This window comes from Streptomyces viridosporus (genome assembly GCF_002078235.1).
Taxonomy (GTDB): domain Bacteria; phylum Actinomycetota; class Actinomycetes; order Streptomycetales; family Streptomycetaceae; genus Streptomyces; species Streptomyces viridosporus.
Genome location: NZ_MSGP01000150.1, coordinates 1 through 11176, shown reverse-complemented (window position 1 = coordinate 11176; position 11176 = coordinate 1). Strand labels below are relative to the sequence as shown.

The 11176-nt window shown below is 72.7% G+C and carries 14 protein-coding genes and 3 pseudogenes; 8 read left to right on the top strand and 9 right to left on the bottom strand.

What is annotated here, in order from left to right:
- A pseudogene (locus B7L92_RS42250) lies at nt 1-204 on the bottom strand (class I SAM-dependent methyltransferase); the annotation flags it as partial.
- A 366-nt stretch (nt 205-570) separates the two neighbouring features.
- Between B7L92_RS42250 and mshA the strand changes: the two are divergent.
- Both mshA and B7L92_RS11775 read left to right on the top strand, forming a co-directional pair.
- A complete protein-coding gene (gene mshA / locus B7L92_RS11780) occupies nt 571-1911 on the top strand; it encodes a D-inositol-3-phosphate glycosyltransferase (protein ID WP_081237377.1) in 1341 nt (446 codons plus the stop codon).
- A complete protein-coding gene (locus tag B7L92_RS11775; protein ID WP_081237376.1) occupies nt 1904-2461 on the top strand; it encodes a type III secretion system chaperone family protein in 558 nt (185 codons plus the stop codon). The genes mshA and B7L92_RS11775 overlap by 8 nt, the downstream gene beginning before the upstream one ends.
- 11 nt (nt 2462-2472) lie before the next feature.
- Here B7L92_RS11775 and B7L92_RS11770 read toward each other — a convergent pair whose 3' ends face one another.
- The gene (locus B7L92_RS11770) at nt 2473-3288 is read right to left on the bottom strand and encodes a helix-turn-helix domain-containing protein (RefSeq protein ID WP_081237375.1); all 816 of its coding nucleotides are present in this window, start codon (nt 3286-3288) and stop codon (nt 2473-2475) included.
- On the opposite strand from B7L92_RS11770, the gene B7L92_RS11765 reads away from it, so the two are divergent.
- Both B7L92_RS11765 and B7L92_RS11760 read left to right on the top strand, forming a co-directional pair.
- Nucleotides 3287-3754, top strand: a complete 468-nt coding sequence (locus tag B7L92_RS11765) for a DUF2000 domain-containing protein (RefSeq protein WP_081237374.1) — start codon at nt 3287-3289, stop codon at nt 3752-3754. The two genes, B7L92_RS11770 and B7L92_RS11765, sit on opposite strands and share 2 nt — an antisense overlap.
- A gap of 12 nt (nt 3755-3766) precedes the next feature.
- Nucleotides 3767-4255, top strand: coding sequence for an HAD domain-containing protein (locus B7L92_RS11760; RefSeq protein WP_081237373.1), 489 nt, complete (start codon nt 3767-3769; stop codon nt 4253-4255).
- On the opposite strand, the gene B7L92_RS11755 is transcribed toward B7L92_RS11760, so the two are convergent.
- Nucleotides 4244-5152, bottom strand: a complete 909-nt coding sequence (locus B7L92_RS11755; RefSeq protein ID WP_081237372.1) for a phosphorothioated DNA-binding restriction endonuclease — start codon at nt 5150-5152, stop codon at nt 4244-4246. The two genes, B7L92_RS11760 and B7L92_RS11755, sit on opposite strands and share 12 nt — an antisense overlap.
- Before the next feature lie 269 nt (nt 5153-5421).
- On the opposite strand from B7L92_RS11755, the gene B7L92_RS11750 reads away from it, so the two are divergent.
- Together B7L92_RS11750 and B7L92_RS11745 are read left to right on the top strand one after the other, a co-directional pair.
- Nucleotides 5422-5784, top strand: coding sequence for a YciI family protein (locus B7L92_RS11750; RefSeq protein ID WP_081237371.1), 363 nt, complete (start codon nt 5422-5424; stop codon nt 5782-5784).
- Complete coding sequence (locus tag B7L92_RS11745; protein ID WP_081237370.1) at nt 5781-7037, top strand: RNA polymerase sigma factor; 1257 nt, start codon at nt 5781-5783, stop codon at nt 7035-7037. Before B7L92_RS11750 ends, B7L92_RS11745 begins: the two co-directional genes overlap by 4 nt.
- A 20-nt stretch (nt 7038-7057) precedes the next feature.
- Here B7L92_RS11745 and B7L92_RS11740 read toward each other — a convergent pair whose 3' ends face one another.
- Both B7L92_RS11740 and B7L92_RS11735 read right to left on the bottom strand, forming a co-directional pair.
- Nucleotides 7058-7831, bottom strand: coding sequence for a methyltransferase domain-containing protein (locus B7L92_RS11740; RefSeq protein WP_081237369.1), 774 nt, complete (start codon nt 7829-7831; stop codon nt 7058-7060).
- 40 nt (nt 7832-7871) lie between these two features.
- Nucleotides 7872-8303, bottom strand: a complete 432-nt coding sequence (locus B7L92_RS11735) for a hypothetical protein (protein WP_255310890.1) — start codon at nt 8301-8303, stop codon at nt 7872-7874.
- Here B7L92_RS11735 and B7L92_RS11730 point away from each other — a divergent pair.
- Nucleotides 8287-8871, top strand: a complete 585-nt coding sequence (locus B7L92_RS11730; protein WP_081237378.1) for an SMI1/KNR4 family protein — start codon at nt 8287-8289, stop codon at nt 8869-8871. The two genes, B7L92_RS11735 and B7L92_RS11730, sit on opposite strands and share 17 nt — an antisense overlap.
- Before the next feature lie 126 nt (nt 8872-8997).
- Here B7L92_RS11730 and B7L92_RS43870 read toward each other — a convergent pair.
- From B7L92_RS43870 to B7L92_RS11715, 3 genes and pseudogenes are all read right to left on the bottom strand, one after another.
- Nucleotides 8998-9042, bottom strand: a pseudogene (locus B7L92_RS43870) (hypothetical protein); the annotation flags it as partial.
- 191 nt (nt 9043-9233) lie between these two features.
- Nucleotides 9234-9704 (bottom strand): annotated as a pseudogene (locus tag B7L92_RS42245) (Scr1 family TA system antitoxin-like transcriptional regulator); the annotation flags it as partial.
- 140 nt (nt 9705-9844) lie between these two features.
- On the bottom strand, nt 9845-10381 hold the full coding sequence (locus tag B7L92_RS11715) for a hypothetical protein (protein ID WP_143626297.1): 537 nt from the start codon (nt 10379-10381) through the stop codon (nt 9845-9847).
- A 149-nt stretch (nt 10382-10530) separates the two neighbouring features.
- Here B7L92_RS11715 and B7L92_RS40270 point away from each other — a divergent pair, with 149 nt between their 5' ends.
- Nucleotides 10531-10824 (top strand): hypothetical protein, encoded by a 294-nt coding sequence (locus tag B7L92_RS40270; protein WP_143626296.1) that lies wholly within the window; start codon nt 10531-10533, stop codon nt 10822-10824.
- A gap of 6 nt (nt 10825-10830) precedes the next feature.
- Here B7L92_RS40270 and B7L92_RS11710 read toward each other — a convergent pair.
- On the bottom strand, nt 10831-11176 hold a 346-nt coding region (locus B7L92_RS11710), incomplete at its 5' end, for a VOC family protein (RefSeq protein ID WP_081237366.1).

Below are 11176 nucleotides of genomic sequence, written 5' to 3'. Positions count from 1 at the left end.
GACGCCCACCACGCGTGCGCGGGGTGCCGCGGTGCGCAGGCGGTGCAGCAGCTCGACCGCCGTCCAGGGGGCCGCGCCGTAGCCGAGGTCGACGGCGACGGGATCGGCCGCGCGGCGCAGTTCCGCGCCGTGCACGGCCGCGATCCAGCGGTCCATGCGGCGCAGCCGGTTGGGGTTGGTCGTCCCGCGCGTCACCGTGCCCACGACGGTGCTCCCCCCGCCCGGGGGAAGCCGAGGGTGGGGGAGGGAGGCGGTGCGGGTCGTCATGAGTACGAGGGTATGCGGGTGCCCGGAGCGGTCCGGGCACCCCGTCGGGGACGCCGCACCGCACGGGCCGCCGCGGACGCCACCACCACGCACCCCGCCGCGGAGCAACGACCACGCGCCCCGCCGCGGACGCCGCCACCACGCGCCCCGCTCTCGAACGGTTGAGCGATGGCCGGTAATGATTCGGCAAAGAACCGGTCCGCCGGGGGCGTCAGGAAATGGGAACAGAGCCTTCCGGCGTTGTCCCCCCACGGGGCCGCCGGGCCCACCGACCGTCATGCCCGCAGCGAGGAGGAACGCCACGTGAGCCAGTACATCGCGAGGCTCGGGCGGCGCCCCCCGGGGGCATCTCCGCGGCTGCGACTGCACCGCAGACAGCCCCGCCGCGTGGCGATGCTCTCCGTGCACACCTCCCCGCTCCACCAACCGGGCACCGGCGACGCCGGCGGCATGAACGTCTACATCGTGGAACTCGCGCAGCGCCTCGCCGCGATCGACATCGAGGTGGAGATCTTCACCCGCGCGACCGCCGCCGCCCTCCCGCCCACCGTCGAGCTGGCCCCCGGCGTCCTCGTCCGGCACGTCGACGCCGGCCCCTACGAGGGGCTCGCCAAAGAGGACCTGCCCGCCCAGCTGTGCGCCTTCACCCACGGCGTGATGCAGGCGTGGGCCGGCCACCGCCCCGGTCACTACGACCTGGTCCACTCCCACTACTGGCTCTCCGGCCACGTCGGCTGGCTCGCCGCCCAGCGCTGGGGCGTCCCCCTGGTGCACGCCATGCACACCATGGCCAAGGTCAAGAACGCCAACCTGGCCGCCGGCGACACGCCCGAGCCCGCCGCCCGCGTCATCGGCGAGACCCAGATCGTCGACGCCGCCGACCGGCTGATCGCCAACACCACCGAGGAGGCGGACGAACTCGTCCGGCACTACGCCGCCGACCCCGGCAAGGTCGCCGTCGTGCACCCCGGCGTGAACCTGACCCGTTTCCGCCCCGCCGACGGACGCGCCGCCGCCCGCGCCCGCCTGGGCCTGCCGCAGGACGCGCTGATCCCGCTCTTCGCCGGCCGCATCCAGCCGCTCAAAGCGCCGGACGTGCTGCTGCGCGCGGTCGCCGTCCTGCTCGACGAGCGCCCCGAACTGCGCACGCGGATCTGCGTCCCCGTGGTCGGCGGCCCCAGCGGCAGCGGCCTCGCCAAGCCCGAGGGCCTGCAGAAGCTCGCCGCGCGCCTCGGCATCGCGGACGTCGTACGGTTCCGCCCGCCGGTCGGGCAGGAACAGCTCGCGGACTGGTTCCGCGCGGCGTCCGTCCTCGTCATGCCGTCCTACAGCGAGTCGTTCGGCCTGGTCGCCATAGAGGCGCAGGCGGCCGGCACCCCGGTGCTCGCCGCCGCGGTCGGCGGCCTCCCGGTGGCCGTGCGGGACGGGCACACCGGCTTCCTGGTCCAGGGCCACGACCCCGCCGCCTACGCGCGCGTGCTGCGCGACTTCGCCGACCACCCGCACCTCGCCGACCGGATGGGCGAGGCCGCCGCCCGGCACGCCCAGTTCTTCGGCTGGGACACCGCGGCCGCCGCCACGGCCGACGTCTACACGGCCGCGACGCAGGCGCACCGCCGTCACGTACGCTCCCACCATGGCTGACACGGCGGCGGAAGCAGAGCAGCGGGCGGCACGGACCGTCGAGGACGTACTGAAGGACGCCGAACTCGACTGGGAGAGCCCCGCGTCCGGCACCTACGTCGTGAAGCTCCCCGGCACCCGGAAGCTGTCCACGACGGTCTCCCTGATCGTCGGCCGGCACACGCTCTCCCTCAACGCCTTCGTCATCCGCCACCCCGACGAGAACGAGGCCGCCGTCCACCGCTGGCTGCTGGAGCGCAACCTCAAGCTCTTCGGCGTGAGTTACGCCGTCGACCCGCTCGGCGACATCTACGTCACCGGCCGCCTCCCGCTGTCCGCCGCCACCCCGGACGAACTCGACCGCCTCCTCGGCCAGGTCCTGGAGGCCGCCGACGGCAGCTTCAACACGCTCCTGGAACTCGGCTTCGCCTCCGCGATCCGCAAGGAGTACGCCTGGCGGGTGTCGCGCGGCGAGTCGACCCGCAACCTGGACGCGTTCACCCACCTGCTGCGGCGCCCCTCCTCGGACGCCGCCCCGGACGCATCCTCGGACGCCGCCCCGGACGAGTAGCCGCCGCGGGGCTACCGGCCCTCCGCGCGGTAACGGCCCGGCGTGACCCCGACCAGCTTCCGGAAGTGGCGGGTGAGGTGGGCCTGGTCGTAGAACCCGGTGGCGACCGCGACCCCGCTCGGCGACCGCCCCTCCAGGAGCAGCCGCCGGGCACGGCCCACCCGGCGGGACGTCAGGTACTGGTGCGGCGCGATGCCGTAGGCGCCGCTGAACGCCCGGACCAGGTGCGCGGGATGGGCGGACAGCAGCGCGGCGGCCTCCCGCAGCCCGATCCCCTCCACGACCCGCTCGTCGAGCAGCTCGCGCAGCCGCCGGGCGAGGACGGGGTCCCGCCGGAGCGTCCCCGCGGCGGCGTCCCGGGACCGCAGGTGCGCGCGCAGCCGCTCCCCGACGAGCGTCAGCCGGCTCTCGGCCTCCAGCTCGTCGCCGGGCCGCACGAGCGCGGCGTGCACCTGTCCGACCCGCCGCCGCAGCAGGGGGTCGCGCAGGTCGGGCCGGTCGACGGCGGCCCCGATGAGATCGTCCCCGAGGTGGGTGCCGTCGAGGTAGAGCACCCGCTTGCGGAAGCCGTCGGAGGTGGCGGGGGAGCCGTTGTGGGGGACGTGCGGCGGCAGCACGGACACGGTGTCGTGCGGGGTGCCGTGCTCGTGCCGGTCGAGGTCGTACCGCACGGCGCCGTCGTCGACGATCAGCAGCGTCCAGGCGTCGTGGACGTGCATCGGGTAGGCGTACTCGGTGAAGCGGGCGTGGAAGACCTCGACGACACCCGGGAGACCGGGCCGCCAGGCGGAGACGTTCCGCCCGGAGCCGGAACGCTCTGCGGCCATGCAAACAACGTACAAGACACCTGCGCGCCCCGATCGGCAGTCTCGGGGCATGAGCACACGCTTCGACACGAAGATCGCCGTCCTGCTGCGCGAGGACCTGGAGACCTGGCAGCGCCTCAACGTCACCGCCTTCCTGGTCAGCGGCCTGGGCACCCGCCTCCCCGAGGTGATCGGGGAACCGTACGAGGACGCGGACCGGGTGCCCTACCTGCCGATGTTCCGCCAGCCGGTGCTGGTCTTCGAGGGCGCCAAGGAGACCCTGAAGGCGGCGCACACCCGCACCCTCTCCCGCGCCCTGCCGTGCGCGGTCTTCACCGGCGACCTGTTCGCCACGGGCCACGACGAGGCCAACCGCGCGGCGGTCCGGGCCGTGGGCACAGCGGACCTGGACCTGGTCGGCCTGGCGGTGTACGGCCCGAGGAACGTGGTGGACAAGATCCTCAAGGGGGCGCGGATGCATCCGTGAGACGGTGGGCGCATGCCGCTCCCACCGCCCCGCCCGCTCCTCTTCCTGGACGTGGACGGCCCGCTGATCCCCTTCGGGGAGGCCGCGCGGGAGTCGCTCACGCGCGGGGGAAACCCCCTGCTGGGCCGTCTCGACCCCGCGGTGGGCCCGCGCCTGCTCGCCCTGCCCTGCGACCTGGTGTGGGCGACGACCTGGTGGCACGGGGCGAACGACACGATCGCCCCGCGCCTCGGCCTGCCGAGGCTGCCGGTGGTGAGCCGGCCGGAGGACGACGCGCCCGCCCCGCGCGGCCTCCACTGGAAGACGCGCCCCTTGTCGGAGTGGGCCGGGCACCGCCCGTTCGTCTGGCTGGACGACGAGATCGGCCCGGTGGACCGGCTGTGGATCGAGGCGGCCCACCCGGCGCCGGCCCTGTTGCTCCGGGTGGATCCGGCGAAGGGGCTGACGGAGGAGGACTTCACGGCGACGGAGGAGTGGCTGCGCGCCCGTTCACCCCGGTGACGAGTCGGCGCGGGCCGGACGCGGGTCGCCCTGGAACACCTGCGCGAGGTGCCAGGCGCGGTGCGGCGCCGCGACGGGGGCGGCCCCCGGCTGCGGGCCGACGAGGGGCCGCCCGGAGAGCTCGGTGACCTGCGCGCGGGCCGCGGCGCCGTGCCCGACGAAGCGCTGCGAGACCAGGATGCGGTGGCTCTCGCCGACCCCGAGGACGCCCTTGTCGAAGAGCTTGTGGTGCAACGAGCACAGGCACAGCCCGTTGTCGACGTCGTCCGGGCCGTCGAACGCCCACCAGCGCACGTGCGCCGCCTCCAGCCCGACGGACACGCTCCCGATCCGGCCGTCGTAGCCGCAGAAGGCGCACCGGTGCTCGTACGCGGTCAGCACCTTCTCCCGCATCCGGCGGTCCCGCTGCTGCCTGCGGGAGGACGGGAACGGCTCGGCCTCCGCCGGCTCCGGCCCCAGCCCGACGGCTTCGCACAGGTCGGAGTGGAGCGAGGGCGGGAAGTTCGCGTCGAGCAGCGCCCGCACCATGCGCCCGAGCAGGGCCGGCTCCCTCCTCAGCGCCGTCCGCAACTCCGGCGCGAGCCGCCCGGTGGCGTTCGTCGCCCGCAGCTCCCGCACGCCGGTCCCCGGACTGCCGGACCCCCGGTCGGTGCGCACCTCCCACACCCCGTCACCGACCAGGTGGTGGAACGGGTAGGCGGGCGTGGTCGGACGGGGCGGACCGTACTCGGCCAGCAGCCGCTTCAGGTCCTCCTCGACCGCGCTGTAGACCAGCTCCCCCTCGGCGTCCCTCCGGAACCGGCCGAGGGCGTACAGCAGCAGCAACGGCTTGTGCGGGGCCCGGACCCCGCTCCTGCTCCACTGCCTCAACTCCGTCGCGCGCTCGACCCAGTTCATGACCGGTGAGCGTAACGGTGGCCCGGCGGGCGGCCGGATCGTATGTTGATCACGCGCGGTGCCCGAGTGCTCCGGCCGACGGGCCAACGGGCCGGCGGATCGGCGGGTCGGCGGGCCGGTGGGGCGACGGGCCGCTCACAGCGGTCACGAGGCGGCCGCGAAGAAAAAATGAAAAAAGGTCGTGGTCGGATGTCGAGGACCTGTTCCCGGCTCCGACTGAAGGGTGACAGCGCGCCGACGGGGCGTGCGGGACGGGGAGGACACCCGAGATGAAGTACGTCGCGATGATCTACGGCAACCAGGCCAAGTGGGACTCCTTCCCCGCGGAGGCGTGGCCGGAAGCGATCGCCAAGCAGGAGGCGTTCAATCGGAAGTACCGGGAGAGCGGCGAGCTGCTGGGGGCCTACGGCCTCGCCGATGCCGCCGCCGCCCAGCTGGTGCGCCGCGAGGACGGTGCCCCGGCGGTCACCGACGGCCCGTACCTGGAGACCAAGGAGTACATCGCCAGCTTCTACCTGCTGGACTGCGAGAGCCTGGAGCGGGCGCAGCAGATCGCCGCGGACATGCCGTTCGCCGATGTTGAGCCGGTGGAGCTGTGGCCGGTGCTCCACGAGTCCGCGGGAGACCTGTGAGCACCGTACGGCGTGAGATCGAGGACCTGCTGCGCGAGCTGGCGCCGCAGGTCCTCGGTACGCTCGTCCGCCGCCACGGCGCCTTCGACCTGAGCGAGGACGCCGTACAGGAGGCGCTGCTGGCGGCGGCCGTGCAGTGGCCCGACACCGGCGTCCCGGACAGTCCGCGCGGCTGGCTGGTCACCGTCGCCTCCCGCAGGCTGGCCGACCGGGTGCGCGGCGAGGCGGCGCGCCGCCGCCGTGAGGAAGCCCTGGCCCTGGCCACCCCGCAGTCCGCGCTGCTCGCCCCCGCCGCCGACGCCGTGCCCGTCACGGACCGGGACGACTCGCTGGCCCTGTTGTTCCTGTGCTGCCATCCCGCCCTGTCCGCACCGAGCCGGATCGCGCTGACCCTGCGGGCGGTCGGCGGCCTGACCACCGCTCAGATCGCCGCGGCCTTCCTGGTCCCCGAGGCGACCATGGCCCAGCGCATCAGCCGCGCCAAGGCGGCCGTCGGGAAAGCCGGCGGCACGCTCGCGCTGCCCGAAGGCCCGGAGGGCGCCGAGCGGTTGGCCGAGGTCCGGCACGTGCTCTACCTGATCTTCAACGAGGGCTACACGACCACCGGCGGAACGGAACTGACCGCGCCGGAACTGTCCACCGAGGCGATCCGGCTCACCCGGATGCTGCACCGCCTCGTCCCCGAGGACGCCGAGACCGCGGGCCTGCTCGCGCTGATGCTGCTGACCGAGGCCCGGCGCCCGGCGCGCACCGGCCCGAACGGCGAGCTGGTGCCGCTGGCCGACCAGGACCGCGGCCGGTGGGACCGCTCGCTCGTCGCCGAGGGCGTCGAGCTGATCAGCCGTGTCCTGCCGCGCGGCCGGGCCGGTCCCTACCAGGTGCAGGCGGCGATCGCCGCCGTGCACGACGAGGCGGAGGACACCGACACCACCGACTGGCCGCAGATCCTCGCCCTGTACGACCTGCTGGAGCGGTTCGGGCCGAACCCGGTGGTCACCCTCAACCGTGCCGTCGCCCTGGCCATGGTCCACGGTCCGGAAACCGGCCTCGCGCTGCTGGCGGAGCTGGAGGGCGACAAGCGTCTGGCGCGTCACCACCGGCTGTTCGCCACCCGGGCCCACCTGCTGGAGCTCCTGGGCGACCGGAAGGCCGCCGCACACGCGTACCGCGAGGCCGCCCGCCGCACCGGCAGCGCCCCCGAACGCCGCCACCTCACCGACCGCGCCCACCGCCTGGGGGCCGAGGAGGTCTGACGGTGCCGTTCGGCGGCCGGTCAGCGGGAGCAGACCACGCCGACGAGCGTGAACGACGCGTAGAACGGCCCCTGGGAGAGGCCCGCGAACCAGCGGTGGCCGCGGTCCCGGTCGACGTGGCCCCCGTCGATGGCCTTCTGCAGGTTGCGGCCCAGCCCCAGGGTGTGGTCCGCCTCCTGGAAGTCACGGAAGACCGGTGTGGTGGCGTGCACGGCCTCGACGCGGAAGCCCGCCCGTTCGGCGAGGCGTACGAGGCCGCGCCCGACGGTCGCGTTGCGGACCACCTCCGCCGTGGTGTACCGGGTGAAGGCGCGGCTGGTGTCGAGGTCCTCGGCGTCGACGATCAGGGTGTCCCAGTCGGGTTCGGCCAGGCCGATCCGGGCGCCCGGCCGGGTGGCGCGGTGGAGCTGGGCGAGTACCTCCGCGGGGTCGTCGACGTGCATGAGGACGCGGTCGATCTTGGCCCGGTCCATCGTCCCCGGCTCGACGGGGAGCGCGTGGACGTCCCCTTCGCGGAGCTCCACCCGGCGCAGGCCCTCCGTGCGCGCCCGGGCCCGCTCCAGCATGGCCGGATCACGGTCCACACCGATCACGGTGCCCCCGTCCCCGACGCGTTCCGCCAGCGCCGGCAGATCCGTGCCGGGGCCGCACCCCGCGTCCAGGACGGCGTGGCCCGCCCGGATGTCCAACAGGTCGAGCATCTGCCGCTTGTACGCCCGGCCGGCGTCACCGGCGGCGGCCCGCAGCATGTAGGAGGCCTGGTCGGGCCGGGGCACACCGAGAGTCGTCGACATGCGCGCCAGTCAACCACTCCCCTTGCGGATCACCGCCTGTTCAAGACCCGTCCCCTGTCCCCAGCCGCTCGAGCCGACGCTGCCGAAGCCGCTCCAGGAAGACGAAGAAACCGATGCAGGAGCCCACGAGCAACCCGCCGGGCACAGCGAACAGGAAAGCGTCGGGTTCCCCTTCGGGGGACACCATCCAGAAGAACAACGTGAAGGGAACGGCCAGGTAGAGACCGGTTCTGACCGGGTGACGGGCCGCCCATCGCTGGAGCCGGGTCGGCCGTCGCCGCCCGCCCAGGGCTCGATCCAGCGCCCAGAAGGCACGCCCGGGAGACCTCCACCATTTCTTCACGCCTGAAGAATAGGCCAACCGCTCGACCGTGCCCTCGCACACCGGTGCGGAACCGTCCTGATTCCACCGGCCGGACACCACCGCACCGCGCCGGGCTGACATGATCCGCCGCATGACGCCTTCGGTCACCGAGTCCTGGATCCGCATCGAGACGTGGCTCGCCGAGCACGCACCGAAAACGTTCGCCGCGCTCGCACCGCCCGCGGAGCGTTCGGACGTCGCCGCGGTCGAGCGGGCCCTCGGCCGACCCCTTCCCGAGCCCTTGACGGAGTCCTTGCTGCGGCACGACGGAACGGGCCACCGCGACCTGCTCCTACCGTTCTGGTCGCTGCTCGACACGAAGGGCATCGCCGATGCCCGGAGCCTGCGGATGAGGATCCACGGGGACGGGCTCGACGATGCGGAAGAGGGGGACCCGGACGAGGAGTACGGGCCGTGGTGGCACCCCCTGTGGGTCCCCTTCGCCGCGAACGGTGCCGGTGACTACCTCGTCATCGACCAACGGCAGCACCGCCGCACCGGACGGATCGGCAACGCCGATCACGAAACGGGGTGCTGGTTCAGGCCGCATCCCCTGTGGGCCTCGCTCCCGGCCCTCCTGGACGCGACGGCCACCGCCCTGGAAACCGGTGAGGTCGTGGACGGTTGCCGCCGTGTGGTGGTCGACGAGACCGAACTGGACTGGGAGATCGTCTGAGCACCCGGGACACCCCCGCGTGACCGTCGCCCGCCCGGCTCGGACCAGGTGCCGGCCGGCCTTCGACGCCCCTGTGAAAGCCGTCCAGGAGTCCGCCCCGAACGCCGGGGCGGGACCGTGCGGGACCTTGCTGCCACGGACGGCGACGTCGCCGGGGAACCCGTCGGCCACCTCCACGCAGTCGCCCCCCGCTTGATTGCTGTAGCTGCTCCTGCGCCAGGCGACGCCGTTCGGATCGGGACGGGACGCTCGCGCCACGGTAGCTGCCCTCCATCGCGGTCCGAATCATGTCGAGGGACATGAGCGGGGGGCAGGGCCACTGCCCGCAGCCGATCGTGAATCACCTTGCAGCGACTGACGTTGTCCGGTTCCTCGATGAGTTGTCCGTAGTCCGAGCCCTCCGTGCAGGCGACCTCCGAGCCGTCCGGAAGGACGAGAATCGTCAGTGAGCCACCCATCGCCTCATGCCCACCCTGGTCGAACGGCAACACCTGCACGGTGATGTGGCGTTCCCCTGCCGTTTCGAGCAATCGCTCCAACTGTCTCCGCATCACGGCGGAGCTGCCGATCGGGCGCCTCGGCGCCGCCTCGTCCAGGATCACGCCGAGCGCCGGGGCTGGGAGCCCCGTGAGCCCGTGGGCAAGACGGTCCGGGCGGAGGTGCAGGTCGCCGGGAGCCGCTGATCGGTCGCGGCTCCGCCCGCGGTGAGAGGCAGGCGGAACCGGAGGAAGCTCCTCGGCCTTCCGCGTCCGCCGATGACGGCTCCGGCCCCCAGCCGTGAGCGGCTGGGGGCTTTCGGGCCGGCGGGCGCGGCGGTTTCGAACCGCCGACATCTGCCGTGCAGTTCACCAGTGACCGAGATCGGATCAGGTGCAGGGAGCGAGCCGGAGTGAACGCGGTGCGCACATCCCTGGAGTCACGCACGCCCCTGAGGGAATCACGTTCGTCTCGGCGCAGGTGGGGCGCTGTCCGTTCACGGTGTCGTCGTGGCTCCGGGCGTCGGCGCGTCGCGTTCCACCCAGGTGCCGCACTCAGTGATCACCGAGCCCGTGCGGTCGCAGGTGATGGTGTGCACGGTCCCGGCTGTGGTGATCACGTCGATGACGATGTCACTGCCCTGACCGGTGGGGCCGACGTCAATGGATACCCCGCAGGCCCCAACGGGTACGTCTCCTCCCTCATCGGAGAGGTCGTCCCAGTCGATGGGGCCGAGAGGGCTGAGCTCGTCACCGACATAGGCGACTCCACCACTTGTCGCCGCGTAGAACGCTCCACCGCCGGCTGCTTCCTGGCGGACGGTGTCGATTTCGAAGCAACCGTCACCGGGGCCCGGCCTGTCCTTGTCCTTTTCCTTTTCCTTGCCGGGCTCAGGGTCCGTCGTGCGGAGGGGAGCCGACTCGGTGGACACGGAGGTCGCGGCAGGTTCGGCACTCAGGACCTGAGCTGCTGTCGGTACGGCAGCCAGCGTCCCCCACAGCGCCATTGCGGCCAGCGAGGTGCCCGTGACCATCACGCGCCGCGAACGGCGAAGAGGCGATATGGGTCTGTCTGGAGCATGCATGGAACGACTCCCTGGTCGAGCGAGTCCGGAGTTTTCCGGGGGTACCGTTCCATTCTTTGCGGCCTGCTGATCTCTACCACTTCTATTGAGCTGGCCGAATGACTTCCGTTGAATTTCCCGTGGGCGAAGACGGGAACGGCCAGGCCGTTCTCCGGACGGCACAGGGTGTTGACCTCGATCTTCGTGCGGTCTTCACCCTGCCCCGGAAGGTTGTGGGCGGTCCGACGGCCACGGAGAAGCTCGTTCTCCTCGCACCGAGCGGCAGCCACATGTGTTCTGACGGTCCGACCGTCCGGGATCCCGGCATCGACAATCTGAAACGATCAGTCAACGGGCAGAACACGAAGGAGAACAGGGAGAACAGGGAAGAGGGTGCTGCCCGCCTGCTGTAGACGCGGTCATACGACAGGCTCGCCGATGCCCAGCAGGTTCCCCTCGCTGTCACGGAACCAGACGGCGCGTTCGCCGCGGGCGCCCTTGCTCGGGTAGTTCCCCTCGATCTCGGCGATCCCGTCCTCCGCCGTCCGGAACCCCGGCAGGTCGACCGACTCGAACACCACGCCGCGCCGCCTCAGCTCCGCCACGACCGCTTCGATGTCGTCGACCTGCCACCCCATCTGCGTGAAGGTCCCGGACGAGGCCCCCGCCGACCGGAACACGGCGAACTCCGTGTCGCCGCACCGGTACAGCAGCCCGCCCGGCCGCTCGTCGACGGGGTCCAGACCGAGCTTCTCGGAGTAGAAA